Here is a 25,645-nt window from a genome sequence, read left to right as displayed (position 1 = left end):
CCGGTGACCGTCGAATCCGTCCTGCTCTTCGTCCTCGGCGTGGTCGTCTTCATCATCGGCCTGCTGGTCTCGATCGGACTCCACGAGCTGGGGCACCTGTCCTTCGCGAAGCTGTTCAACGTCAAGGTGACGCAGTACTCGCTGGGCTTCGGCAAGGCGATGTGGTCCTTCACGCGGGGTGAGACCGAGTACGGCATCCGTCCGATCCTGCTCGGCGGGTACATCTCGATGGTCGGCATGCTCAAGCCCCGAGCGTCGGGCCGGGCGAACGCGATCACGAACACCGGCATGTACGGCGCGTTCGTGCAGGACGCCCGGCAGGCGAGCGCCGAGCAGATCGCCGACTCGGGCGGGGACGACTCGCGGGCGTTCTACCGGTTGACGCCGTGGAAGCGGATCATCGTGATGGTCGCCGGGCCCGCCATGAACCTCGTGATCGGCGTCTTCCTGTTCGGGGTGCTCCTCGTCGGCTTCGGTGCACCCACCACCACGTTCACCTCGAGCGTCGACTGCGTGCTGCCGACCAGCCAGGCGACGACGTGCACCTCGGGTGACGCCGAGTCCCCGGCGAAGCAGGCGGGCATCCGCTCCGGCGACGTCGTGCTGTCGGTCGCGGGCAAGCAGGACCCGACGATCGCCGAGGTGTCCGAGGTCTTCCAGAAGTCGGCGGGCGACGACGTCACCGTCGTCGTCGAGCGTGACGGTGCCCAGAAGACGCTGCACATCACGCCCACCACGGCCACCCGCGACGTCTCCACCGCGGACGGCACCGTCGCGAAGAACGACGACGGCACGACGAAGACCCAGCAGGTCGGCGTGGTCGGCGTCAGCATCGGCCAGTCGCTCGTCCGGCAGTCGCCCGCCGCCGTCCTGCCCGCGACCGGCGCGCAGATCTCGGCGTCGGCGCACCTCATCATCGACCTGCCGCAGCGGCTCGTCGCCGTGTGGAACGCCGCGTTCGGCGCGCAGGAGCGGTCCCAGGACAGCCCGGTGTCGGTCGTCGGCGTGGGGCGTGCCATCGGCGAGGTCTCGTCGATGAGCGGCGTCCCCGTCATCGACAAGGCGTACACGATCCTCGGACTGCTGGCGTCGCTCAACATCGGGCTGTTCGTCCTGAACATGGTGCCGCTCCTGCCGCTCGACGGTGGGCACATCGCCGGCGCCCTGTGGGAGGCCGTGAAGCGCCGCGCGTTCCGGCTCGTCGGCAAGGCCGACCCGGGGCCGATCGACCTGGCGAAGACGATGCCGCTGACGATGGTCGTCGTGGTCCTGCTCGCGGGCATGAGCGCGCTGCTCATCTACGCCGACATCGTGCGACCCGTCAACCTGTTCGGGTAGTCGCGCCGGCGCTACGCTCAGCGGATGAGCACAGCGCCCACGAACCCGTCCGAGGTTCGCACCGTCGAGCGCCAGGGCCTCGACGTCATCGCCGAGTCCGACCGGAAGGGCACGCCCCGGGGCTTGTTCTGGCCGTGGTTCGCGGCGAACATCTCGGTCCTCGGCATCGCCTACGGTTCGTTCGTCGTCGGGTTCGGCATCTCGTTCTGGCAGGCCACGGTCGTCTCGGTGATCGGTGTGGCGTTCTCGTTCCTGCTCTGCGGCGTCGTCGCGATCGCGGGCAAGCGCGGATCGGCCCCGACGATGGTGCTGAGCCGCGCGGCGTTCGGCGTGCGGGGCAACCGCGTGCCCTCGTTCCTCAGCTGGATCCTCACCGTCGGGTGGGAGACGGCCCTCGCCGCGCTGGCCGTCCTGGCGACGTCGACGGTGTTCGAGGAACTCGGCTGGGACGGCGGGGTCCTGACGAAGGTCGTCGCCCTCGTGGTGGTCGCCGCGCTCGTGGTCGGAGCCGGCGTGGCGGGCTTCGACGTGATCATGCGCCTGCAGACGTGGATCACGGTGATCACCGGCGTGCTCACGGTCGTCTACGTGGTGCTCGCGGCACCGTCGATCGACTTCGGGGCGATCGCCGCGATGCCCTCCGGCAGCGCCCAGCAGGTCATCGGGGCGCTCGTGCTCGTGATGACCGGCTTCGGCCTCGGCTGGGTCAACGCCGCCGCCGACTACTCGCGCTACCTGCCGCGGTCCGCCTCGACGGGCGGCGTGGTCTGGTGGACGACGTTCGGCGGAGCGCTGGCACCGGCCGTCCTGGTGGTCTTCGGCGTCCTGCTCGCCGGCTCGTCACCGGACCTCAGCGCCGCGATCGGCGCCGACCCGATCGGCGCCCTCACGACGATCCTGCCGGTCTGGTTCCTCATCCCGTTCGCCCTCGTCGCCATCCTCGGCCTGGTCGGCGGTGCGGTGCTCGACATCTACTCGTCCGGGTTGGCGCTCCTCAGCGTCGGCGTGAAGATCCCGCGGCCGGTCGCCGCCGGGGTCGACGGGGTGTTCATGGTCGCCGGAGCCGTCTACATCGCGTTCTTCGCGAAGGACTTCATCGGGCCGTTCCAGGCGTTCCTCATCACCCTCGGTGTCCCTATCGCCGCCTGGGCCGGCGTCTTCGTGGCCGACGTGGTGCTCCGCCGCTCGGCGTACGCCGAGGGCGAGCTCGACGATCGTCGCGGTCGCTACGGCGACGTCCGCTGGGGAGCCATCGCGCTCGTCGCCCTCGGTACCGCGCTCGGCTGGGGACTGGTGACGCTGGCGTCGCCCGCCTGGTTGTCCTGGCAGGGGTATCTGCTCGAGCCGTTCGGTCTCGGCGGTCGCGACGGGGCGTGGGCGTACGCGAACCTCGGCGTCCTCGTGGCGCTCGTCGTCGGGTTCCTTGGCACCCTGCTGACCGCTCGCGGATCCGTCCGTCGGCAGGAGGCTCAGCGGTGACCGGGGCCGTCCCCGACGACGCCTGGCTCGTCGTGATCGACATGCAGCAGGTCTTCACGGGGGAGAGCCCCTGGGCCACGCCACGCTTCGACCACGCCACCGCCGGCATCGAACGGCTGCTGCCGCGCTTCACCGGCCGCACGGTCTTCACGCGCTTCGTCGCCCCCGAACGGCCGCAGGGCGCGTGGGTGCCGTACTACCGCGACTGGCCCTTCGCCCTCCGACCCGAGGGCGACCCCCTCTGGGACCTGACCGAACCCTTCGCGTCGGCCGCGGCGGACCGACGCGACCCCGTCGTCACGGCGACGACCTTCGGCAAGTGGGGGACGGGCCTCCAGGCAGTCGTCGGCGACCACCCGCACCTGGTCCTCACGGGGGTCTCGACGGACTGCTGCGTCCTGTCGACGGCGCTGGCTGCGGCGGACGCCGGGGCCACCGTGACCGTCGTCGCCGAGGCGTGCGCCGGCGCGAGCGAAGACGACCACGAGCGTGCCCTGGCGGCCATGCGCCTGTACGCCCCGCTCATCACGGTCGTCGACTCGGCGGCGGACCTGTCAGCGCGCACCGAGCCGGTCATCCCGAGCGCGTAGAGTGCACCACGTGCCAGCAGTGAACCTCGGTCTGCCGAAAGTCCCCGAAACCCTCGCCCCGCGCCGCAAGTCCCGGCAGATCCGGGTCGGCAAGGTCCTCGTGGGCGGCGATGCGCCGGTGTCCGTCCAGTCGATGACCACGACGCAGACGACGAACATCAACGCCACGCTCCAGCAGATCGCCGAGCTCACCGCCTCGGGCTGCGACATCGTGCGTGTGGCCGTGCCCACGCAGGACGACGCCGACGCGCTGCCGATCATCGCGAAGAAGTCGCAGATCCCCGTGATCGCCGACATCCACTTCCAGCCGAAGTACGTGTTCCAGGCGATCGACGCCGGATGTGCCGCGGTCCGCGTGAACCCGGGCAACATCCGCAAGTTCGACGACCAGGTCGGCGCCATCGCGAAGGCCGCGAAGGACGCCGGCGTCTCGCTCCGCATCGGCGTGAACGCGGGGTCGCTCGAGCCGAGCCTGCTGCAGAAGTACGGCAAGGCCACGCCGGAGGCCCTGGTCGAGTCCGCCGTCTGGGAAGCCTCGCTGTTCGAGGAGCACGACTTCCACGACTTCAAGATCTCGGTCAAGCACAACGACCCCATCGTGATGGTGAAGGCCTACCGGCAGCTCGCCGCGGCCGGTGACTGGCCCCTGCACCTCGGCGTGACCGAGGCCGGCCCGGAGTTCCAGGGCACGATCAAGAGCGCCACGGCGTTCGGCATCCTGCTCGCCGAGGGCATCGGCGACACCATCCGCGTGTCCCTCTCCGCGCCGCCCGCGCAAGAGGTGAAGGTCGGCCTGCAGATCCTGCAGTCGCTCAACCTCCGCGAGCGCAAGCTCGAGATCGTCTCCTGCCCGAGCTGCGGCCGCGCCCAGGTCGACGTCTACCAGCTGGCCAACGACGTGACGAAGGGGCTCGAGGGCATGACCGTCCCGCTCCGCGTCGCCGTGATGGGCTGCGTCGTGAACGGTCCGGGCGAGGCGCGCGAGGCCGACCTCGGTGTCGCCTCCGGCAACGGCAAGGGGCAGATCTTCGTGAAGGGCACCGTCGTGAAGACCGTGCCCGAGGCCGAGATCGTCCAGACGCTCATCGCCGAGGCGAACCGCATCGCCGACGAGATGGGCCCGGCGGCGGCGACCGGCAAGCCCGAGGTCGTCACGACCGTCTAGGCACGACGCGGTTCGCGCGCGCGCCGCGGTTCGCGCGCGCCACGGTTCGCGCGCGCGCGGCGGTTCGCGCGCACGGTGCGAGGGGCCGCACGCGCCGGGCCCGGCACCGCCGCTAGGCTTGCCCCGTGGTCACACGGCTTTCGCATCTGTTCCTCCGTACGCTCCGCGACGACCCCTCCGACGCCGAGGTGACGAGCGCGAAGCTGCTCGTCCGCGCCGGCTACGTCCGTCGCCAGGCCCCGGGCGTCTTCGCCTGGCTGCCGCTCGGGCTCCGGGTCCGCTCCCGCATCGAGGGGATCATCCGTGACGAGATGGTGGCCGCCGGTGCGCAGGAGGTCCTGCTCCCGGCCCTCCTGCCGCGCGAGCCGTACGAGGCGACGAACCGCTGGACCGAGTACGGCGACGGCATGTTCCGCCTGCAGGACCGCAAGGGCGCCGACTACCTCCTCGCGCCCACGCACGAGGAGATGTTCGCGCTCCTCGTGAAGGACCTGTACTCGTCGTACAAGGACCTGCCGGTCACGCTGTTCCAGATCCAGGACAAGTACCGCGACGAGGCACGGCCCCGCGCCGGACTCCTGCGCGGCCGCGAGTTCACCATGAAGGACGCGTACTCGTTCGACCTCACCGACGAGGGCCTCGAGCGCAGCTACCAGGTCATGCGCGACGCGTACGAGAAGATCTTCGCCCGCCTCGGCCTCGAGTACGTCATCGTCAAGGCCGACGCCGGCGCGATGGGCGGCTCGAAGTCCGAGGAGTTCCTGCACCCGATCGGCGTCGGCGAGGACACCTTCGTCCGCAGCGCCGGCGGCTACGCGGCCAACGTCGAGGCGTACGTCACGCCGGTCCCCGAGTCGCTGCCGATCGACGGCCAGCCCGAGCCGGTGCTGCTGCCGTCGTCCGACACGCCCACGATCGACACGCTCGTCGCCCACGCGAACGAGGTCGCCCCGCGCGACGGCGCGCCGTGGACCGCCGCCGACACGCTGAAGAACGTCGTGCTCGCCCTCACCCACCTGGACGGCACGCGCGAGGTCGTGGTCGTCGGGCTCCCCGGTGACCGCGACGTCGACCTCAAGCGCGCCGAGGTGGCCTTCGCCCCGGCCGAGGTCGACGCCGCTGGCGACGACGACTTCCGGAAGCACAAGGGCCTCGTGAAGGGCTACATCGGCCCGCAGGTGCTCGGTGCCGACAGCGCCACCGGCATCCGCTACTTCGTCGACCCCCGCGTGGTCGACGGCACGACCTGGATCACCGGGGCGAACGAGCGCGGCGTGCACGTGTCCGGCCTCGTCGCCGGTCGTGACTTCGTCGCGGACGGCGTCGCCGAGGTGTCCGACGTCCGTGCCGGCGACCCGGCACCGGACGGCTCGGGCCCGCTCGAGACCGCTCGCGGCATGGAGATCGGGCACGTGTTCCAGCTCGGCCGCAAGTACGCCGAGGCCCTGGGGCTCAAGGTGCAGGACGAGAACGGCAAGCTCGTCACCGTGACGATGGGCTCGTACGGCATCGGCGTGACGCGCATCCTCGCGATCCTCGCCGAGGCCCACAACGACGAGAAGGGCCTGGTCTGGCCGAAGAACGTCGCGCCGTTCGACGTCCACGTGGTCGCGACCGGCCGCGACGAACTCGCCTACGACCTGGCGACGGACGTCGTCGCGCAGCTCGAGGGCGAGCGCTTCGAGGTCGTCTACGACGACCGTCCGAAGGTCTCGCCGGGTGTGAAGCTCCGCGACGCGGAGCTCCTCGGCATGCCGATCGTCGTCGTCGCCGGCCGCGGCGCCGCCGACGGCGTCGTCGAGCTGTGGGACCGCGCGAGCGGCGAGCGACGCGACGTGCCGGTCGCCGACCTGCTCGAGGCGGTCCGCGCGATCTAGACGGGTTCCGGTCCTGACAAGAGGCGCGGTGCCAGCTGGCACCGCGCCTCCTGTCCGTCGTCCGGCCGGGTCCGCGAGCCGCAGTGCGGTAGTCTGGTCGCCGACTTCCGCGCGGTTCCATCCGCGGGAGCGACTCATCTGAATACGGAGGCCCTCGGTGAAGATCGATCTCGCAGTCCTGCGACTCATGGAGCGTGAGCGGGAGATCCCGTTCGACGAACTCGTCCAGATCATCGAACAGGCCATCCTGACGGCGTACCAGAAGCACCGCACCGAGAACGAGGAGCCGGTCGACGCGGACGTCCGCGTCGAGCTCGACCGCAAGTCCGGTGAGGTCTCCGTCTTCGTGCCGGAGCGCGACGACGAGGGCACCGTCATCGGCGAGGCCGTCGACCAGCCGAGCGACTTCGGCCGCATCGCTGCGTTCGCCGCCAAGCAGGTCATCAACCAGCGCCTGCGCGACATCGGCGACGACAAGATCCTCGGCGAGTTCCGCGGCAAGGAAGGCGACATCGTCGCCGGCATCGTGCAGCAGGGCCCGAACCCGAAGATGGTGCACGTCGACCTCGGCACGGTCGAGGCGATCCTGCCGCCGGAGGAGCAGGTGCCGGGCGAGGACTACAAGCACGGTTCCCGGCTGCGCGTCTACGTGACGAGCGTCGGCCGCGGTGCCAAGGGTCCGCAGATCACGGTGTCGCGCACGCACCCGGGCCTGGTCCGGAAGCTCTTCGCGCTCGAGGTCCCGGAGATCGCGTCCGGCGTCGTGGAGATCATCTCGCTCGCCCGCGAGGCCGGGCACCGCACGAAGATCGCGGTGAAGGCGAACGAGCCCGGCGTGAACGCCAAGGGTGCGTGCATCGGTGAACTCGGTGCCCGCGTGCGCGCGGTGACGACGGAGCTCGGCGCCGAGAAGATCGACATCGTCGACTACTCGTCCGACCTGGCGTCGTTCGTCGCGAGCGCCCTGTCGCCGGCGAAGGTGACGAGCGCGTTCGTGCTCGACGCCTCGACGAAGGCCGTCCGCGCCCTCGTGCCGGACTACCAGCTGTCGCTCGCGATCGGCAAGGAGGGGCAGAACGCCCGTCTCGCCGCGAAGCTCACGGGCGCTCGGATCGACATCCAGCCGGACTCGATCCTGGACGGCGAGGACTAGCAGACGGTGACGCCGAGCGTGCCGGCACCGCCGGTTTCGCTGGCGGCATGTCCGGTCCGGGCGTGCCGGATCGCGGTCGTCGGAGGGGAGGAGTAAGGTGGTTCCAGTCAGAACATGCATCGGCAGTCGCCGTCGTGCACCCCGGTCCTCCCTCCTCCGTGTCGTCGCCCTGAGCGACGGTCGCGTCGTGGCGGACCCGAAGGCAGTCATGCCGGGTCGGGGAGCATGGCTCACACCGACGGTCGAAGCACATGATCAGGCCGCCAAGCGACGGGCTTTCCGCCGGGCGCTGCGGCTCGATCATGAACCGGACACGTCCGCGGTGCGTGACTACCTCGAAGCGCTCCAGCGCTCCGAGCAGGCGCGTCACCAGGACACGACAGAACAGGCTGAACGGCTTATGGACAACTGATGAGCGGCTCGAAATGAGACCCGTCATCCATTGAGTCCTGCCCCTTCACGGGGTGGGACCCGTGAAGGAGAACAGTGGCAAAACCACGCGTACACGAGATCGCATCCGAACTCGGTGTCGACAGCAAGACCGCAATGGAGAAGCTCAAGGAACTCGGCGAATTCGTCAAGGGCCCGAGCTCCAGCGTCGAACCCCCCGTCGCACGCAAGCTCCGCGCTGCGCTGCAGGCTGATGGCGCCCCGGCGTCGAAGCCCGCCGCAGCACCAGCCCCCGCGACCGGTTCGGCATCCCCGAAGCCCGGCGGAGCCGCTCCCAGCAGCCCCGCTCCGGCCAAGACCGGCCCGAAGCCCGGCGGCGTGAAGCCCGGCCCGGCACGTCCCGCACCCGCTCCGGCGGCGCCCGAGGCGACGCCGGCCGAGGACACCTCCGCCGAGGCACCCGTGCAGCCCGCACCGAAGTCCGTCGCCCAGCGACAGGCCGAGGCCGAGGCAGCGCAGAAGGCCGCCGCAGCTGAGAAGGCCGCAGCCGAGAAGGCCGCGGCCGACAAGGGCGACGGCAAGCAGACCGAGCCGAAGGGCGACGCCGTCAAGCCCGGCGGTTCCCCGAAGCCGGGCGCAGCCGCCGGCCCCAAGCCGGGTGGCCCGAAGCCGGGCGCTCGTCCCGGCAACAACCCGTACGCGTCGAGCCAGGGCATGGGCTCGCGCCCGCCGCGCCCGGGCAACAACCCGTACTCCTCGAACCAGGGCATGGGCCAGCGCCCCGCCGGCGGCGCCGGTGGCGGCAACGGCATCCCGCGTCCCGCCCCGCCGCGTCCGGGCGTTCCCCGTCCGGGTGCTCCGCGTCCCGGTGGGCCCGGTCAGGGCAACCGTCCGAACGGCTTCGGGCAGCGCCCGGGCCAGGGTGGCGGCGGTCGTGGCGGCCCCGGTGGTCGTCCGGGTGGTGCCGGTGGTGCCGGTGGCGGTTTCCCGCGTCCGGCCTTCAGCGGCCCGCGTCCCGCCGGTGGCGGTGGCCGTGGTCGTGGCCCCGGTGGCGGTACCGCTGGTGCGTTCGGTCGCGGTGGCGGCAAGAGCCGTGCCCGCAAGTCGAAGCGGACGAAGCGCGCCGAGTACGAGATGCGGCAGGCGCCGTCGCTCGGTGGTGTGCAGGTCCCTCGCGGTGACGGCAACACGATCGTCCGACTCCGTCGTGGTGCGAGCATCTCGGACTTCGCGGACAAGATCGACGCCATGCCCGGCAACCTGGTGACGGTGCTGTTCCACCTCGGTGAGATGGCAACCGCGACCGAGTCGCTGGACGAGGCCACGTTCGAGGTCCTCGGCGAGGAACTGGGCTACAAGATCCAGATCGTCTCGCCCGAGGACGAGGACAAGGAGCTCCTCGAGGGCTTCGACATCGACCTCGAAGCAGAACTCGAGGACGAAGACGACGACGTGCTGCAGCAGCGGCCGCCGGTGGTCACCGTCATGGGTCACGTCGACCACGGCAAGACCCGCCTCCTCGACGCGATCCGCAACTCGAAGGTCGTCGAGGGCGAGGCCGGTGGCATCACCCAGCACATCGGTGCCTACCAGATCGTCGCGCAGCACGAGGGCATCGACCGCCCGATCACCTTCATCGACACCCCGGGTCACGAGGCCTTCACGGCCATGCGTGCCCGTGGTGCCCAGGTGACGGACATCGCGATCCTCGTGGTCGCGGCGGACGACGGCATCATGCCCCAGACGATCGAGGCGTTGAACCACGCGCAGTCGGCCGGTGTGCCGATCGTCGTCGCGGTGAACAAGATCGACAAGGAAGGCGCGAACCCGGCTAAGGTCCGCCAGCAGCTCACCGAGTACAACCTGGTGGCCGAGGAGTACGGCGGCGACGTCATGTTCGTCGACGTGTCGGCGCGGCAGAACATCGGTATCCAGGAGCTCCTGGACGCCGTGCTGCTCACCGCGGACGCCGGTCTCGACCTGCGTGCGAACCCCGACAAGGACGCCCGTGGTGTGGCGATCGAAGCCCGGCTCGACAAGGGTCGCGGTGCAGTCGCCACGGTCCTCATCCAGTCCGGAACGCTGCACGTCGGCGACGCGATCGTCGCGGGGACGGCCTACGGCCGTGTCCGTGCGATGACGGACGAGAACGGGGTCGCGGTCAAGGCCGCGACGCCGAGCCGTCCGGTCCAGGTGCAGGGTCTGTCCTCGGTGCCCCGCGCCGGTGACACCTTCCTCGTCACGGAAGAGGACCGCACGGCTCGTCAGATCGCTGAGAAGCGTGAAGCGGCCGAGCGCAACGCCCTGCTGGCGAAGTCGCGCAAGCGCATCTCGCTCGAGGACTTCACCCGTGCACTCGAAGAGGGCAAGGTCGAGTCGCTCAACCTCATCATCAAGGGTGACGTCTCCGGTGCCGTCGAGGCACTCGAGCAGTCGCTCCTGGACATCGAGGTCGACGACAGCGTCCAGCTCCGCATCCTCCACCGCGGTGTCGGTGCGATCACGGAGTCGGACATCGACCTCGCCACGATCGACAACGCCATCGTCATCGGCTTCAACGTCCGTCCGGACGTCAAGGCCCGTGAGCGTGCGGCGCGCGAAGGCATCGACGTGCGCTTCTACTCGGTCATCTACAACGCACTCGACGACATCGAGCAGTCCCTCAAGGGCATGCTCAAGCCCGAGTACGAAGAGGTCCAGTCGGGTGTCGCCGAGATCCGCGAGGTGTTCCGTTCCTCCAAGTTCGGCAACATCGCCGGTGTCATCGTCCGGTCCGGCACGATCACGCGCAACGCCAAGGCGCGCGTCATCCGCGAAGGCGTGGTGGTCGCCGATGGTCTCGCCATCGAGTCGCTGCGTCGCTTCAAGGACGACGTCACCGAGGTCCGCACGGACTTCGAAGCCGGTATCGGTCTGGGCAAGTTCAACGACATCCAGATCGGCGACGAGGTCGAGACGACCGAACTCGTCGAGAAGCCGCGCGACTAGTCACGTGAGTACCCTGGGCCCCGGTCTCCCCGTGTGGGAGGCCGGGGCCCGTCCCCGTTCCACTGCTTTCTCTCTGCCCCCAGGAGGCACCCCATGGCCGATCCGCAGCGCGCACGCAAGATGGCGGACCGCATCAAGGAAGTCGTCGCACGACGACTCGACAAGGGCCTGCGGGACCCGCGACTCGGGTTCGTCACGATCACCGACGTCCGTGTGACCGGTGACCTGCAGCACGCGTCGATCTTCTACACGGTGTACGGCACCGACGAGGAGCGCGCCGACTCCGCAGCGGCGCTCAAGGCCGCGACCGGCATGCTCCGGACCGAGGTCGGCAAGAACATCACCGCGCGGCTCACCCCGTCGATCGAGTTCATCGCCGACGCCCTGCCGGAGACCTCGGCGCACATGGAGGACCTGCTCGTGCAGGCCCAGGTGCGCGACGAGCAGGTCCGCGCAGCCGCCGTCGGTGCGACGTACGCCGGCGACGCCGACCCGTACAAGCGCGACGAGGACGACGACGACCAGGACGCCGACACCGAGCAGCGGGCGTAGGGCCTAGCCCTCCGGCAGCCGGTAGCCGCTCGCGTCGTCCCCGACGGCCAGTCCGTCGCGCAGGAGCGACGCGAGCGCCCGGTCCCGCTGCTCGGCATCTGGCCACACCGGCTCGATCTCGTCACGGGTCACCGGGACGTCGCTGGCGCGCAGTTCGGCCATGATCAGGCCGCGAACCTGGCGGTCGCTCCCGGCGAACTTCGCCTGCTTCGGCGCCCGCGGTCCGTCGTGCTCGGGGTACCCGGCGGCACGCCACGCGCAGCGGTCGGCGATCGGGCACGCGTCGCACGCGGGGGAGCGGGCCACGCAGACGAGCGCGCCGAGCTCCATCACGGCCGCGTTGGTCGCTGCGGCGTCGTCGCGGTCCGCCGGCAGCACGGACTCCATCAGCGGGAGGTCCTGCTTCGCCTTGGCCGGGCCCGGTTCGCCCTGCCCGAGCAGGGCGCGTGCGAGGACGCGGCGCACGTTGACGTCGACGACCGGGTGCCGGTCCCCGTACGCGAAGACCGCGACCGCTCGTGCGGTGTAGTCGCCGATCCCGGGCAGCGCGAGCAGGGCGTCGACGTCGCGGGGCACCTCGTTGCCGTGCCGGTCGGCGATGGCCGACGCGGCCGCGTGCAGCGCGAGCGCCCGTCTCGGGTAGCCGAGCCGGTCCCAGGCGCGCACCGCGTCCGCCGGGGGTGAGGCCGCGAGGTCCGCAGGGGTCGGCCAGCGGGTGAGCCACGCCTCCAGTCGGGGGATGACGCGCGCGACCTGTGTCTGCTGCAGCATGATCTCGCTGACCAGCGTTCCCCACGCGGGGAAGCCGGGGCGTCGCCAGGGCAGGTCCCGCGCCTCGGCGCGGAACCAGGTGACGAGCGGGGTCGCGATGTCCGGGCGGGCCGGCTCCTCGACAGCGGGTCGCGTGGCCGAGTTGTCCACATTCTGCCTGGAGGCACGACGCGCGTTCACCACGACAGCCTACGGTGGGTCCATGGCACGTTGGGCACCCCAGGAGACGGACACGATGGCCGCGATCGCGGCCGAGGTGATCGCGCAGGTCGGCACGAACCGCACCGTCATCGGCGTCGACGGGCAGGACGGCACCGACCTCGAGCGTGTCGCGGCCGGGCTCGTCGCCGGCTTCGAACAGCACGGGGTCTCGGCGATGGCGGCGGCCGCCCCGTCGTCCGACGTCGACGCACTCCGCTCCGGTCTCGTCGCGCCCTTCCGGTCGACCGGTGCCGGCGACGGCGTCCTCGTCGTGCACGGCCACGGGGTCCTCGGACACGGGGCCCGGGGGCTGTGGCGCTGGTCGCTGTGGGTGGAGCAGGAAGCCGGCCGGCTCGAACGCCGCGCCGACGTCAAGATCGCGGCGTCCGCGGTGCTCGACGTCACGGATCCGGAGCACCCCCGCCGCGAGTGGAACGACGCCTGCTGAGGCTCGGCGCCGCTGGTAATCTCCTACGGTGCTCGAAACCGCGCCCGACGGCATCCTCCTCGTCGACAAACCGCAGGGGATCTCCAGCCACCGGGTGGTCTCGATCGCCCGGCGTCGCCTGGGGCTGAAGAAGGTCGGTCACGCCGGCACGCTCGACCCGATGGCGACCGGCCTGCTGCTCCTCGGCATCGGCCCCTCGACACGGCTCCTCACGCACCTCGTCGGCCTCGACAAGACGTACACGGCGACGATCCGACTGGGCGTCGCCACGGACTCCGACGACGCCGACGGATCGCCCACGGCAGCCGTCGGCACCGCCTCGGCCGACGTGTCGGACGTCGCCGTCGAGGCTGCGGTCGCGGCGCAGCGGGGCGAGATCGCCCAGGTCCCGTCGACGGTGAGCGCGATCAAGGTGGACGGCCGGCGTGCCTACGACCTCGCGCGGAAGGGCGAGGAGGTCGTCCTCAAGTCACGCACGGTGACCGTGTCGCAGTTCGACGTGACCGGACGCGGCGACCGCGTCGTGACGGTGGACGGCATAGACGTCGCCGTGGTCGACCTCGACGTCGTGGTCACCTGTTCGTCGGGCACCTACGTGCGTGCCCTCGCTCGTGACGTCGGCGCCGCGCTCGGCACCGGCGCCCACCTCACGGCACTCCGCCGGACCCGCGTCGGGCCGTTCGAGGTCGACGACGCCATCGACCTCGAGGACGACGCCGTCGACGTCCGGTCGGCGCTCCAGCGGCCGGCCGACATCGCCCGGCGGCTGTTCCCGGCCGTCCCGCTCGACGCCGCGGCCGCGAAGGACCTCTCCGACGGCAAGCGCGTCGCCGCCGAGCACCCGGACACCGACGGTCCCGTCGCCGCCGTCGCCACCGACGGGGACCGCCTCGTCGGGCTCGTGTCCGTCCGACGCGGACTGCTCCGCGTCATCACCAACTTCCCGACGACGTCGACCGGACCAGGAGCGAACGCGTGATCGAGTGGTTCATGTGGGTGCAGCTCGTGGTCGCGGTGGTCGCGGGGCTCTTCGCCGTGGTCGTCGGCTTCATCGGGTGGAAGCCGAACGACTACACGGTCGGATCGCTCGTGCTGGTCGAGCTGCTGCTCCTCGCGCAGGGCGTCATCGCGCTCGTGCTCCCCGCCGTCGGCAGCCCGCCGAAGGGCAACGCGCTCGAGTTCGGCGTGTACGCCGTGTCGGTGCTGCTCGTGCCGCCGGCCACCATCGTCTGGGCGCTCATCGACCGGACGAAGTGGAGCACCGTCGTCCTCGGCGCCGGTGCGTTCACCGTCGCCGTGATGGTCTACCGGATGTACCAGATCTGGTTCGCGCTGAACTGACGCGCTGCGTCATCGGGTGCGCACGGCGTCGGTAGAATCGGTGCAATGGCGACCAGATCCTCACTCGCGACCGGCATCGGCCGAGTCCTCATCGCCGTCTACGGCGTCCTCGCGTTGGCGGCGACCGGTCGGAGCGTCGTCCAGATCATCGAGAAGTTCGACTTCGCGCCCTTCGCGTACACGCTGAGCGCCATCGCCGCGGTCGTCTACATCGTCGCGATGATCGCGCTCATCGCGCCGGGTCGCTTCTGGTACCGCGTCGCCTGCGTCACCATCGTGTTCGAGATGACCGGTGTGCTCGTCATCGGGACGCTCTCGCTCTTCGACCGGGCGCTGTTCCCCGACGACACGATCTGGTCGTACTACGGCCTCGGCTACGCGTTCGCACCGCTCGTGCTGCCGGCGGCCGGACTCTGGTGGCTCCGCAAGCACCACCGCACCGCCGTCGACGCGTCGCCCGCCACCACCGTGCCGGCCGGCGAGTAGGGGAGCGACGTGCAGTACTACGACGACATCGCCGACGTGGCCCAGGGCTTCGGGCCGAGCGCGGTCACGATCGGCAAGTTCGACGGGGTCCACGTCGGGCACCGCGCGGTCATCGCGCACCTCGAACGTGCCGCGCAGGAACACGGACTGGTCTCGACCGTGGTCACGTTCGACCGGCACCCGCTCAACGTCATCGACCCCGTGAAGGTCCCGCCGGCGCTGACGAGCACCGCGCAGCGGCGTGAGCTCCTCGACGAGGTCGGGGTCGACGCGACCCTGCTGCTCCGGTTCGACCAGGACCTGCAGTCCAAGGCGCCCGAGGCGTTCGTGTCCGAGATCCTCGTGGGCACCCTGCACGCGCGCCTGGTCTTCGTCGGCAGCGACTTCCGCTTCGGCGCGAAGGGCGCCGGTGACGTCACGCTCCTCCGCGAACTCGGCGAGCAGCTGGGCTTCACGGTCGAGCTCATCGACGACGTCGACCTGGTGGACGACGTCCGGCCGGACGGCGAACGCCGGGTCTCGTCGACGTGGATCCGTGAGCTCCTCGGCGACGGCCGCGTCGCCGAGGCCGCACGGTTGCTCGGTCGCGAGCACGCGGTCCGGAGCGTCGTGGTGCACGGCAACCAGCGCGGTCGTGCCATGGGGTACCCGACGGCGAACCTCGACCCGGCGTGCGAGGGCTTCGTGCCCGCCGACGGCGTCTACGCCGCACGGGTCCTGCACGACGGCACGGTGTACCCGGCGGCGGTGTCGGTCGGCAACAACCCGACGTTCGAGGGTGTCCCCGCGAAGCAGATCGAGGCGCACCTGCTCGACGTCGACATCGACCTCTACGGCGAGACGATCTCGGTGCTGTTCGTCTCGTACGTCCGCGGCATGGTGAAGTTCTCGTCGATGGACGAGCTCGCCGAGCAGATGCGGCAGGACGACCGCGACATCCGGCTCCTGCTCGGGTTGCCCACGCCGGTCTGACGCCGCGCTGCGCGCCCGCGCGTGAGCGCGCGCGGCAGCGCACACGACGGAGCCCCCGCAACCGGAAGGTCGCGGGGGCTCCGTCGTGTGCGGGGTGTGTCAGCCGCCGAGTGCGTCGAGCCAGATCTTGCGGGCGTCGAGCGCTTCCTGCGCGTCCTTGATCTTGCGGGCGTCACCGGTCGCCTGCGCCTGGGCGAGCTCCGACTCGAGCTTGCCGATGGCGTCCTCGAGCTGGCTCGCGAGACCGTTCTGGCGGGCCTTGCGCTCCGGGTCGGAGGCCTTCCAGTGCTGGTCCTCGAGGCTGCGCACGTGGTCCTCCACGGCACGGAGCCGGTCCTCGACGCGACGGACGTCCGCGCGGGGCACCTTGCCGATCTCGTCCCAGCGCCGCTGGATGCCCGTGAGGGTCCGGCGCGCCGCGACCCGGTCGGTCGCCTGCAGGAGCGGTTCGGCCTCGGTCAGGAGCGCCTGCTTCGCGACGAGGTTCTCGGAGTACTCCTCGTTCTCAGCGGCGACCTCGGCGTGTCGCTGTTCGAACAGCACGTCACCGGCGGCCTTGAAGCGGGCCCAGAGCGCGTCGTCGTGGCGCTTGCCCGCACGACCCGCGGCCTTCCAGTCGTCGAGCAGGTCGCGGTACGCACCGATCGCGTCGGCGCCGCGCGGCGCGAGTGCCTCGGCCTGCTGCACGAGTTCCTGCTTGCGGTTGCGGGCGTCGCGGTGCTGGGCGTCGAGCTCCGAGTAGAACGCGCGACGGTGCTGGTCGACCGTCGAGCGAGCCGCCCGGAAGCGCTTCCAGAGCTCGTTCGCCTCGTTCTTGGGGATGCGCGGCCCGTCGTGCTGGTGCTGCTGCCAGCGCGCGAACACGTCGTCGAGCTGCGCGGTGATCTGCTTCCACTGCGCCCGGGCGGGGTCGACGGCGGCCAGCGCCTCGGCTTCCTCGACCAGGGCGGTGCGGTGCGCGAGCGCGTCGGCGAGGGCCTGCTGCGCCTGCTCCGCCTGCTCCTTGGTGAGCGAGCCGAGCTGCTCCGTCAGTGCGCCGACGCGGGTCTCGAGCGCCTTGAGGTCACCGACGACGCGGGCCTCGGCCACCAGGGCCTGCAGGTGCTCGACCGTGCGGGCGACGTCGTTCGCCGAGGCACCACGCTGGACGCGCTGCTCGGCGATCTTCACCTGCCCCTCGAGGTCGGCGTACTTCCGCGCGAAGTACGCGAGGGCTTCGTCGGGCGTCGCGTCCGGGTACTCACCGACGGCTTTCTCGGTGTCCTCGTACCGGACGTACACCGTCCCGTTCTCGTCGACCCGGCCCCAGGTCGTTGCTTCGTCAGGTCCCACAGGTCTCGCCTCGATCGTGGTCGTGCATCACCGACGTCGCCGTCGGCACGGTCAGGTCGTCAGCCTATTGCACGGACGGCCTCCGCGACCCGGCGGGACGGCGCGCCTGTGGACTACTTCTCGCGCTCGATCGTCGCGCCGGTGATCTTCGTGGCGACCTTCGGCGCTCCGCTGCCGTCGTCGCCGGCCGAGGAGACCCCCTTCGACGTGATCTTCGAGACGAGGTCGTCGAGGCCACTCGTGACCTTGCCCACCACCGTGTACCCGCCGGTCGAGCCGTCGAGCGTCGTGTCGCCGAAGACGATGAAGAACTGCGTGGACTGCGAGTACGCCGTGGCGCCGCGGGCGATCGCGAGGGTGCCCTTCTCGTAGACCCCGTCGCTCGGCACGTTCTCGAGCGGGCCGTACTCGAAGCCGGCGTCCCCGGTGCCGTCGCCGTTCGCCGAGCCGCACTGCAGGAAGGCGAAGCCCTTGCTGTCGGCGAGCCGGTGGCAGGTCGTGCCGTTGTAGAACTGGTCCTGGATGAGCTTGACCTCGACGCTCGTGGCCTGCGGGGCCTTCTTGCCGTCGAGCTCGATGCCGAGCCGCACGTCCTTGTTGAGCGTGAGGGAGCCGGTCCAGGTGGAGTCCTTCGCGATCGACTTGCTCGGGACTTCGCCCGTGTTCGCGGCGGTTGCGCTGGCCGACGGCGTCGGGGTGGCGGTGGACGTGGCGGTCGCGCTGGCGTCGGCCTTCCCGCCGTCCTGCGACCCGGCGAAAGCGAGCTGCGACCCGGTCGCCAGGGCGGCGACGAGCACGAGGACCGCCGGTGCGACGAGGTTGTCCCGCAGACGACGGCGCCGCTGCCGGTCGTGCAGGCCCTGTCGTGCCTTGTAGAGGCGGAGGCGCTCGCGCGCCTCCTTGCTGTCACGCGCCTGGTTCTTCGGTGCCACGGTGCTCGTCTGACCTCTCGTCGAGTGTGCGACGAGCGTAGCGGAACCGACCCTTCCACCCACCTGGAGGCGCGCCCCTGTCAGTGGGTCGGCCTACGATTGGGTGCATGGCAGCGGACCGTTCGGGCATGCGTGCGCCCACGACGGGCGGTCACGCCGGACTCGCGCAGGGTTCCGTCCCGCTCGCGGTCCGGATGCGCCCCACCAGCCTCGACGAGGTCGCCGGCCAGCAGCACCTGCTGGGTCGCGGCAGTCCGCTGGTGCAGCTCGCGACCGGCACGCGTGAGAACCCCGGCGGCGTCTCCGTGATCCTCTGGGGCCCGCCCGGCACCGGCAAGACCACCCTCGCGCAGGCGATCGCCCGGCAGTCCGGGCGCGAGTTCGTCGAACTCTCCGCCGTCACCGCCGGCGTGAAGGACGTGCGCGAGGTGATGGAGAAGGCCCTCACGCACCGTGACCTCTACGGCGCCACGACCGTGCTGTTCCTCGACGAGATCCACCGCTTCAGCAAGGCCCAGCAGGACGCTCTGCTGCCCGGGGTCGAGAACGGGTGGGTCATCCTCATCGCGGCCACCACCGAGAACCCCTCGTTCTCGGTCATCTCCCCGCTGCTGTCCCGCTCCCTGCTCCTCACGCTGAAGCCCCTCACCGACGAGGACCTCGGCATGCTCGTCGACCGCGCGGTGGAGGACCCGCGTGGCCTCGGCGGGTCGGTCGTCCTCGGGGACGAGGCCCGGAGCGCCATCGTCCGGCTGTCCTCCGGCGACGCCCGCCGCGCCCTGACCGCGCTCGAGGCGGCGGCGTCCTCGGCGGTCGCCGGACAGGACGACGACGATGACGGCGCCCTCGACGGGGTCGAGACGGTCCCGGTGATCGACGCCGACACCGTCGCCGCGGCCGTCGACCGTGCCCTGCTCCGCTACGACCGGCAGGGTGACGAGCACTACGACGTCATCAGTGCCTTCATCAAGTCGGTGCGGGGGAGCGACGTCGACGCGGCGCTCCACTACCTGGCGCGCATGATCGAAGCGGGCGAGGACCCGCGGTTCATCGCACGCCGCATCATCATCTCCGCGTCCGAGGACATCGGCATGGCCGACCCGCAGGCGCTGCCGATCGCGGTCGCCGCGGCGCAGGCGGTGCAGCTCATCGGCATGCCCGAGGGGCGGATCCCGCTGGCCGAGGCCGTGGTCTACCTGGCCACCGCCCCGAAGTCGAACGCCGCGTACAACGGGGTGAACGCCGCGGTCGCCGACGTGAAGGCCGGTCGGCTCGGGGTCGTCCCGATGCACCTCCGCGACGCGCACTACCCCGGTGCGAAGCGGCTCGGCCACGGCAAGGGCTACGTGTACTCGCACGACGCCGAGCACGGGGTCGCCGAGCAGCAGTACCTGCCGGACGCGCTCGAGGGCACCGAGTACTACACGCCGACCGCCAACGGCTACGAGCGCGAGGTCGGCCCGCGTCTCGAACGGCTCCGCAAGATCACCCGCGGCGAGTAGCGCACGCCGGTTCACCCGACGGCCGGATGCTGCTATCGTTGACGGGCCTACGTCCTGGTCCTCGCGTGCGGCTGCGTCGAGGACACAGTGCCACAGCAGTGGCACGGGGACAGAGGTTCGGACTGTAGCCGTCCGATCCCACAGGCTCATCCCTCTGGATCCCTTCGTCGGGTTCGACCGCTCGTGCGCGTGCGGTGACCGACGTTCAGTTCAGTTCAGTACAGAGAAAAGGACCCTGTGTCTACCAAGTCACGCACCCGCAGCAAGACCCGCCTGTCTCGCGCGCTCGGCATCCCGCTGACGCCGAAGGCGGCCCGTTACCTCGAGAAGCGCCCCTACGGCCCCGGTGAGCACGGCCGCACCCGCCGTCGTGCGGACAGCGACTACGCCGTCCGCCTCCGTGAGAAGCAGCGTCTGCGCGCCCAGTACGGCATCCGCGAGAAGCAGCTCCGCATCGTCTTCGAAGAGGCCCGCAAGACGAAGGGCCTGACCGGTGAGAACCTGGTCGAGCTCCTCGAGCAGCGCCTCGACGCCCTCGTGCTCCGTGCCGGCTTCGCCCGCACGACCGCGCAGGCCCGTCAGTTGATCGTGCACCGCCACATCCTCGTGGACGGCAAGCTCGTCGACCGCCCCTCCTTCCGCGTCAAGGAGGGCCAGCTCATCCACGTGAAGCAGCGCTCCGAGTCGCTCGAGCCCTTCCAGGTCGCCGCTGCCGGTGGCCACCAGGAAGTCCTCCCGAAGATCCCGGGCTACCTCGAGGTCGAGATCGACAAGCTCCAGGCCCGCCTGGTCCGTCGTCCGAAGCGCGCCGAGGTCCCCGTGACCTGTGAAGTGCAGCTCGTCGTCGAGTACTACGCAGCTCGCTGATCTCCTGATCACACCCGAACGGCGGGTCGCCCTCTCCACAGGGCGGCCCGCCGTTCGGCGTTCCCGTCCGGCACCATCAGTAAGATCGTCTGGGCACGCACCGCTCGCGCGTGCAGAGGGAGAGGCACCGTGAAGCAGCTGTTCTTCGTCGTCGTCGGCGTCGCCATCGGGTTCGCCGTCGCGCACCGCGTCGCGAACACTCCCGGTGGCGCGCGGTTCTTCGCCGACGTGGACGCCCGCACGAAGGCCTTCACGGGGGCCGTCGCCGACGGCTACCGCTCCCGCGAGGCCGAGCTCCGCACCGACGCCTGACGTCGCGCACCCCCGCCGCCGCACCATCCCCGCCGCACCACACGCGTCGCCGTCCTCGCACCTCCCCGCCGAACCTGAATCAGGAAGCACCATGCAGACCGCAGAGATCCGCCGCCGTTGGCTCCAGTTCTTCGGTGACCGCGGCCACACCGTCGTCCCGTCCGCCTCGCTCGTGTCGGACGACCCGTCGCTCCTGTTCACGGTCGCCGGCATGGTGCCGTTCATCCCGTACCTGACCGGGCTGATCCCCGCGCCGTACCCGCGCGCCACCAGCGTGCAGAAGTGCATCCGGACGAACGACATCGAAGAGGTCGGCAAGACCCCGCGGCACGGCACGTTCTTCCAGATGAACGGCAACTTCTCGTTCGGGGACTACTTCAAGGAGCAGGCGATCCAGTACGCCTGGGAGTTCCTGACGCAGCCCGAGTCCGACGGCGGCCTGGGCTTCTCGCCCGACGACCTCTGGGTGACGGTCTACGAAGAGGACGACGAGGCGATCGCGTTCTGGAAGCAGCACTCGTCCCTGCCCGAGGAGCGCATCCAGCGGCTCGGCAAGGACACCAACTACTGGTCGACCGGGCAGCCCGGCCCGGCGGGTCCCTGCTCGGAGATCTTCTTCGACCGCGGCCCCGCGTACGGCATCGACGGCGGCCCGGCCACCGACGACGACCGCTACGTCGAGATCTGGAACCTCGTCTTCATGCAGTACCAGATCGCCGACGTGCGGTCGAAGTACGACTTCGAGATCACCGGCGAGCTGCCGAACAAGAACATCGACACCGGCATGGGCCTCGAGCGCGTCGCGTTCATCAAGCAGGGCGTCGACAACATGTACGAGATCGACCAGGTCCGTCCGGTCCTCGACCGTGCGGCAGCGGTGTCCGGCCGTCGGTACGGTGCCGTGCACGAGGACGACGTCCGCATGCGCGTCATCGCGGACCACGTCCGGTCCGCGCTCATGCTCATCGCCGACGGCGTCAGCCCGTCGAACGAGGGCCGGGGCTACATCCTCCGTCGCCTGCTCCGTCGCACGGTCCGCGCGATGCGCCTGCTGGGCGTCGAGGGCGCGACCTTCCCGGAGCTCTTCCCCGCGTCCCGCGACGCCATGCGCGACGCCTACCCCGAGGTCGGCACGGACTACGACCGCATCGCGCGCATCGCCTACGCGGAAGAGGAGACCTTCCTCCGGACGCTGGCGCAGGGGACCACCATCCTCGACGTCGCGGTCGAGCGTGCCAAGCAGGACGGCGCTCCCTCGATCGGCGGCGACACCGCGTTCCTGCTCCACGACACGTTTGGCTTCCCGATCGATCTGACGATGGAGATGGCCGAGGAAGCCGGCGTCCACGTCGACCGCTCCGCCTTCGAGACCCTGATGTCCGAGCAGCGGGCCCGGGCCAAGGCGGACGCCAAGAGCAAGAAGACCGCCCTCGCCGACCTCAGCGTCTACAGCGCCTTCCGCGCGAAGGGCGAGACCGTCTTCCTCGGCTACGACGCGCTCGAGGCGGAGACGAACGTGCTCGGCATCATCGTCGGCGGCGTCAGCGTTGACCGTGCGGTCGCGGGCGACATCGCCGAGGTCATCCTCGGTGAGACGTCCCTGTACGCCGAATCCGGCGGCCAGGACGCCGACCAGGGCTCGATCGTGGGCAACGGCTTCGACCTCGAGGTGCTCGACGTGCAGCGCCCGGTCGCCGGTCTCTGGAGCCACACCGTGCAGGTCCGGTCCGGCGAGGTCGGTGTCGGTGCGCCGGCGACGACCGTCGTCGACTCCGAGTACCGCCGTGGCGCCACCCAGGCCCACTCCGCGACGCACCTCGTGAACGCCGCGCTCCGGGACATCCTCGGGCCGGAGGCACTGCAGGCCGGTTCGTACAACAAGTCCGGGTACATGCGCCTCGACTTCTCGTGGTCGCAGCCGGTGTCGCTCGAGACCCGCTCCGAGATCGAGGAAGTGGTGAACAACGCGATCCGCACCGACCTCGAGGTCTCGACCCGCGTGCTCCCGCTCGACGAGGCCAAGTCCCTCGGCGCGCAGGCGCTCTTCGGTGAGAAGTACGGCTCCGAGGTCCGCATGGTCGACATCGGCGGCCCGTGGTCCCGCGAGCTCTGCGGCGGCACCCACGTCGCGTCGAGCGCACAGGTCGGGCTCGTCAACCTGGTGGGGGAGTCGAGCGTCGGTTCGACGAACCGCCGCGTCGAGGCCCTGGTCGGGCTCGAGGGCTTCCGCGACCTCGCGGTCGAGCGGACCATCGTGTCGCAGCTGTCGAGCGCACTGAAGGCCCCGCGGGAGGACCTGCCGACGCGCGTGCAGTCCCTGATGGAGGACCTGCGGAGCGCACAGAAGCGGATCGCCGAGTTCGAGTCGGCGAACCTGCAGCAGCGCGTGCCCGCCCTCGCCCGCCAGGCGACGACGGTCGGTTCCACGACCGTGGTGGCGGAGTCGGTCCAGGGCCTGCAGTCCGGCGACGACCTCCGTGCCCTCGCGACCGGCGTGCGCGCACTGCTCGGTGACGGTGCCGTCGTCGTCGTGCTCGGCGCCGTCGTCAACGACAAGCCCGTCGTCATCGTGGCCACCAACGACGCGGCCCGTGCGGCCGGGGTCCAGGCGGGTCCGCTCGCGAAGGAGGCCGCGGGCGTGCTCGGCGGCGGCGGTGGCGGCAAGCCGGACCTCGCGCAGGGTGGTGGCACGGACGCGTCCGCGCTCCCGGCCGCGCTGCGTGCGGTGACCGACCGGCTCGCGGCCTGACCGTGGCGATCCGTTCCGGGCGGCGACTCGGCGTCGACGTCGGTCGCGCCCGGATCGGGGTCGCGGTGTGCGACCGTGACGGTCTCCTCGCGACGCCGGTCGAGACCGTCCCCCGCGACGACGCGACGGACGTACGTCGGATCGCCGACATCGCGGACGAGTACGACGTGCTCGAGATCGTCGTCGGGCTGCCGTTGTCGATGTCCGGTGGGGACACCTCGTCCACGGCGGACGCGCGGGAGTTCGCCGCTCGTCTCGCGGAACACCGGCCGGTCCGGCTGGTGGACGAACGCCTGTCGACGGTGACCGCCCAGCGGGGGTTGCACCAGGCCGGCCGGAACACGAAGAAGTCTCGTGCCGTGATCGACCAAGCGGCCGCTGTTATCATTCTGCAACACGCGCTCGACCACGAGCGTGCGTCCAGTGCCCCACCGGGGGCCACGCTCCCCTGAACCGGGCTCCCTGCCGTCGACCGAGACGACGATGCCCAGGCGGAGTTCCCGACCGAGAGACCGAGGACCGTTGGCAGACGACCTGGACTGGAACGCGATCATCGCGCCCGGCAACGACGCCGAGCGGCGGAAGAGCACTTCCGACCGTCCGGCCACCCCCGATGAGCGCGGCGACGCGGTCGACCCCACCGCCGGCACCCCGGCGGAGCCCACGCGACACCTGTCACGACGCGAAGCCCGTGCAGCCGAGGCCGCTCGTGCGGCCGAGGCGGAGCACCGCGCCGCGGACGCCGATCGCGCAGCCGCGGCCGCGCGCGCGACCGAGACCGCCCGCGCAGCAGAGGCGGCCCGCTCGGCCGAGCCGGCAGGCACCTCCGGAACGGCTCGGTCCTCCGAGCCGGCACGCTCATCCGAGACGACCCGGGCCGACCGCCCGGCCTCTCCCGCCGACGCCCCGGTCGCGCGCAGCGCGGCCGAGCTGCACCCCGAGGTCCACGCCCTGCTCACGGGTGAGGTGCACGTCGACGACGCCGACCGCGCGGCCGCATCCGCGGGCGCGAGCGGTCCTGCCCAGGGTGACGACGGCCCTGGAGGCGCGGGAGACGACGGACGCGGCGGTCGCGGTGGACGCGGGGGAGCCTCCAGGGCGCCACGCGAGCCGCGTGAGCCGCGCCGGAAGCGACGTCGTGGCCCGCTCATCGCGGGGATCGTCATCGTCGCGGTCGTCCTCGCCGGCGGGGTGTCGGCGTACACGTTCGCCGCGCCGAAGATCCAGCAGGTCATCGCCGCCGTGAGCGGGAACGACGAGCCGGACGACTACTCGGGCAGCGGCACCAGCAAGGTGACCATCACGATCAAGCAGGGCGACATCGGCGAGAACGTCGCGAAGACCCTGCAGCGCAGCGGCGTCGTGAAGTCCTCGAAGGTGTTCTACAAGCTGCTGCTGGCCTCGCCGGACGTGCAGTTCCAGCCCGGGTCGTACGCGCTCAAGAAGGAGATGAGCTCGAAGACGGCCCTCGCGGCGCTGCAGGACCCGAAGAACCGGGTGCAGGCGTCGATCGTCATCCCCGAGGGCACGGCACTCAAGGACATCGAGGCCGGGATGGTCTCGAAGGCCGGGCTGTCCGACGCCGAGGTGTCCGCGGCAGCGAAGGACCTCGCCGCCTACGATCTGCCCGCGAACGTCACGACGCTCGAGGGCTGGTTGTTCCCGGCCACCTACCCGATCAACCCGGGGTGGACGGCGACGCAGTACTTCAAGTCGATGGTCGACACGATGAAGGAGCACCTCGCCGCAGCCGGTGTCGCCGAGGCGGACCAGGAGCACGTGATCGTCTTCGCGTCGCTGGTGCAGAAGGAAGCCGGCCTCGCCGCCGACTACCCGAAGGTGGCCCGGGTGTTCCAGAACCGCCTCGACAAGGGCATGAAGCTGCAGTCCGACGCCACCGTGGCCTACGGCACGGGCAACACGCACACCGTGACCACGACCGACGCCGAGCGAGCCGACGCGGGGAACAAGTACAACACCTACGTGCACGACGGGCTGCCGCCGGCGCCGATCTCGAACCCTGGCGACATCGCCATCAACGCGGTGACGAAGATGGCGACCGGCAACTGGGAGTACTTCGTGACGGTGAACCTCGAGACCGGCGAGACGGTGTTCTCGGACACGTACGACCAGCACCTCGTGGCCGTGAAGCAGTTCCAGGCCTGGCTCCGCGCGCACCCCGACTACCAGTAACCGGGGT

23 protein-coding genes are annotated in these 25,645 nt (G+C 70.8%); 20 read left to right on the top strand and 3 right to left on the bottom strand.

Annotated elements, in window-relative coordinates; translation table 11 throughout:
* The first annotated feature begins 3 nt into the window (after positions 1-3).
* From EDF64_RS07865 to rbfA, 9 genes are all read left to right on the top strand, one after another.
* The gene (locus tag EDF64_RS07865; protein ID WP_208108859.1) at positions 4-1,338 is read left to right on the top strand and encodes a M50 family metallopeptidase; all 1,335 of its coding nucleotides are present in this window, start codon (positions 4-6) and stop codon (positions 1,336-1,338) included.
* Positions 1,339-1,362: 24 nt separating this feature from the next.
* Positions 1,363-2,817: a purine-cytosine permease family protein gene (locus EDF64_RS07860; RefSeq protein ID WP_133519465.1), complete on the top strand. Its 1,455-nt coding sequence runs from the start codon at positions 1,363-1,365 to the stop codon at positions 2,815-2,817.
* The gene (locus EDF64_RS07855) at positions 2,814-3,407 is read left to right on the top strand and encodes a cysteine hydrolase family protein (RefSeq protein ID WP_133519464.1); all 594 of its coding nucleotides are present in this window, start codon (positions 2,814-2,816) and stop codon (positions 3,405-3,407) included. The genes EDF64_RS07860 and EDF64_RS07855 overlap by 4 nt, the downstream gene beginning before the upstream one ends.
* Before the next feature lie 31 nt (positions 3,408-3,438).
* A complete protein-coding gene (gene ispG, locus EDF64_RS07850; RefSeq protein ID WP_133519608.1) occupies positions 3,439-4,572 on the top strand; it encodes a flavodoxin-dependent (E)-4-hydroxy-3-methylbut-2-enyl-diphosphate synthase in 1,134 nt (377 codons plus the stop codon).
* A 125-nt stretch (positions 4,573-4,697) separates the two neighbouring features.
* The gene (locus tag EDF64_RS07845) at positions 4,698-6,449 is read left to right on the top strand and encodes a proline--tRNA ligase (protein ID WP_133519463.1); all 1,752 of its coding nucleotides are present in this window, start codon (positions 4,698-4,700) and stop codon (positions 6,447-6,449) included.
* Between the two features lie 157 nt (positions 6,450-6,606).
* Complete coding sequence (gene nusA / locus EDF64_RS07840; RefSeq protein ID WP_133519462.1) at positions 6,607-7,602, top strand: transcription termination factor NusA; 996 nt, start codon at positions 6,607-6,609, stop codon at positions 7,600-7,602.
* Between the two features lie 97 nt (positions 7,603-7,699).
* Positions 7,700-8,014 (top strand): YlxR family protein, encoded by a 315-nt coding sequence (locus EDF64_RS07835; RefSeq protein WP_133519461.1) that lies wholly within the window; start codon positions 7,700-7,702, stop codon positions 8,012-8,014.
* Positions 8,015-8,088: 74 nt separating this feature from the next.
* The gene (gene infB / locus EDF64_RS07830; protein ID WP_133519460.1) at positions 8,089-10,980 is read left to right on the top strand and encodes a translation initiation factor IF-2; all 2,892 of its coding nucleotides are present in this window, start codon (positions 8,089-8,091) and stop codon (positions 10,978-10,980) included.
* 93 nt (positions 10,981-11,073) lie between these two features.
* On the top strand, positions 11,074-11,532 hold the full coding sequence (gene rbfA / locus EDF64_RS07825; RefSeq protein ID WP_071291767.1) for a 30S ribosome-binding factor RbfA: 459 nt from the start codon (positions 11,074-11,076) through the stop codon (positions 11,530-11,532).
* 3 nt (positions 11,533-11,535) lie between these two features.
* On the opposite strand, the gene EDF64_RS07820 is transcribed toward rbfA, so the two are convergent.
* On the bottom strand, positions 11,536-12,402 hold the full coding sequence (locus tag EDF64_RS07820) for an A/G-specific adenine glycosylase (RefSeq protein WP_133519607.1): 867 nt from the start codon (positions 12,400-12,402) through the stop codon (positions 11,536-11,538).
* A 103-nt stretch (positions 12,403-12,505) separates the two neighbouring features.
* On the opposite strand from EDF64_RS07820, the gene EDF64_RS07815 reads away from it, so the two are divergent.
* Genes EDF64_RS07815 through EDF64_RS07795 form a run of 5 tightly spaced genes read left to right on the top strand, consistent with a single transcriptional unit; the run spans position 12,506 to position 15,751 of the window.
* On the top strand, positions 12,506-12,952 hold the full coding sequence (locus tag EDF64_RS07815; RefSeq protein WP_133519459.1) for a hypothetical protein: 447 nt from the start codon (positions 12,506-12,508) through the stop codon (positions 12,950-12,952).
* A 28-nt stretch (positions 12,953-12,980) separates the two neighbouring features.
* Positions 12,981-13,931: a tRNA pseudouridine(55) synthase TruB gene (truB, locus tag EDF64_RS07810; RefSeq protein ID WP_133519458.1), complete on the top strand. Its 951-nt coding sequence runs from the start codon at positions 12,981-12,983 to the stop codon at positions 13,929-13,931.
* Positions 13,928-14,293 carry a hypothetical protein gene (locus tag EDF64_RS07805; RefSeq protein ID WP_133519457.1) on the top strand — a complete coding sequence of 122 codons (366 nt, stop codon included), beginning with the start codon at positions 13,928-13,930 and terminating at the stop codon, positions 14,291-14,293. Before truB ends, EDF64_RS07805 begins: the two co-directional genes overlap by 4 nt.
* A gap of 45 nt (positions 14,294-14,338) precedes the next feature.
* On the top strand, positions 14,339-14,779 hold the full coding sequence (locus EDF64_RS07800) for a hypothetical protein (protein ID WP_133519456.1): 441 nt from the start codon (positions 14,339-14,341) through the stop codon (positions 14,777-14,779).
* 9 nt (positions 14,780-14,788) lie between these two features.
* Entirely contained in the window at positions 14,789-15,751 is a 963-nt protein-coding gene (locus EDF64_RS07795; RefSeq protein WP_133519455.1) for a bifunctional riboflavin kinase/FAD synthetase, read from the top strand.
* A 99-nt stretch (positions 15,752-15,850) separates the two neighbouring features.
* On the opposite strand, the gene EDF64_RS07790 is transcribed toward EDF64_RS07795, so the two are convergent.
* Positions 15,851-17,083 (bottom strand): DUF349 domain-containing protein, encoded by a 1,233-nt coding sequence (locus EDF64_RS07790; protein ID WP_208108858.1) that lies wholly within the window; start codon positions 17,081-17,083, stop codon positions 15,851-15,853.
* 113 nt (positions 17,084-17,196) lie between these two features.
* A complete protein-coding gene (locus EDF64_RS07785) occupies positions 17,197-18,015 on the bottom strand; it encodes a peptidylprolyl isomerase (protein WP_166645644.1) in 819 nt (272 codons plus the stop codon).
* A 107-nt stretch (positions 18,016-18,122) separates the two neighbouring features.
* On the opposite strand from EDF64_RS07785, the gene EDF64_RS07780 reads away from it, so the two are divergent.
* The 6 genes from EDF64_RS07780 (at position 18,123) to mltG (ending at position 25,638) form a co-directional block, all read left to right on the top strand.
* On the top strand, positions 18,123-19,517 hold the full coding sequence (locus EDF64_RS07780; RefSeq protein ID WP_432207021.1) for a replication-associated recombination protein A: 1,395 nt from the start codon (positions 18,123-18,125) through the stop codon (positions 19,515-19,517).
* Positions 19,518-19,754: 237 nt separating this feature from the next.
* On the top strand, positions 19,755-20,384 hold the full coding sequence (gene rpsD / locus EDF64_RS07775) for a 30S ribosomal protein S4 (protein WP_133519453.1): 630 nt from the start codon (positions 19,755-19,757) through the stop codon (positions 20,382-20,384).
* Between the two features lie 129 nt (positions 20,385-20,513).
* A complete protein-coding gene (locus tag EDF64_RS07770; protein WP_133519452.1) occupies positions 20,514-20,696 on the top strand; it encodes a hypothetical protein in 183 nt (60 codons plus the stop codon).
* A gap of 91 nt (positions 20,697-20,787) precedes the next feature.
* Positions 20,788-23,445 carry an alanine--tRNA ligase gene (alaS, locus tag EDF64_RS07765; RefSeq protein WP_133519451.1) on the top strand — a complete coding sequence of 886 codons (2,658 nt, stop codon included), beginning with the start codon at positions 20,788-20,790 and terminating at the stop codon, positions 23,443-23,445.
* A gap of 8 nt (positions 23,446-23,453) precedes the next feature.
* Positions 23,454-23,897, top strand: coding sequence for a Holliday junction resolvase RuvX (gene ruvX / locus EDF64_RS07760; RefSeq protein ID WP_166645658.1), 444 nt, complete (start codon positions 23,454-23,456; stop codon positions 23,895-23,897).
* A gap of 70 nt (positions 23,898-23,967) precedes the next feature.
* Positions 23,968-25,638 carry an endolytic transglycosylase MltG gene (gene mltG, locus EDF64_RS18430; RefSeq protein WP_243736291.1) on the top strand — a complete coding sequence of 557 codons (1,671 nt, stop codon included), beginning with the start codon at positions 23,968-23,970 and terminating at the stop codon, positions 25,636-25,638.
* The last annotated feature ends 7 nt before the right edge of the window (positions 25,639-25,645 follow it).

The sequence above is a fragment of the Curtobacterium flaccumfaciens genome, from assembly GCF_004361695.1.
GTDB classification, from domain to species: domain Bacteria; phylum Actinomycetota; class Actinomycetes; order Actinomycetales; family Microbacteriaceae; genus Curtobacterium; species Curtobacterium flaccumfaciens_B.
Note: the sequence above shows the minus strand (reverse complement) of the source record. Positions and strands in the feature narration are given on the sequence as shown.

Coding starts and splice junctions, on each gene's coding strand:
- EDF64_RS07780 (WP_432207021.1), top strand. CDS start 18,123: ATGGCAGCGGACCGTTCGGGCATGCGTGCGCCCACGACGGGCGGTCAC.
- EDF64_RS07800 (WP_133519456.1), top strand. CDS start 14,339: ATGGCGACCAGATCCTCACTCGCGACCGGCATCGGCCGAGTCCTCATC.
- alaS (WP_133519451.1), top strand. CDS start 20,788: ATGCAGACCGCAGAGATCCGCCGCCGTTGGCTCCAGTTCTTCGGTGAC.
- EDF64_RS07815 (WP_133519459.1), top strand. CDS start 12,506: ATGGCACGTTGGGCACCCCAGGAGACGGACACGATGGCCGCGATCGCG.
- EDF64_RS07860 (WP_133519465.1), top strand. CDS start 1,363: ATGAGCACAGCGCCCACGAACCCGTCCGAGGTTCGCACCGTCGAGCGC.
- rbfA (WP_071291767.1), top strand. CDS start 11,074: ATGGCCGATCCGCAGCGCGCACGCAAGATGGCGGACCGCATCAAGGAA.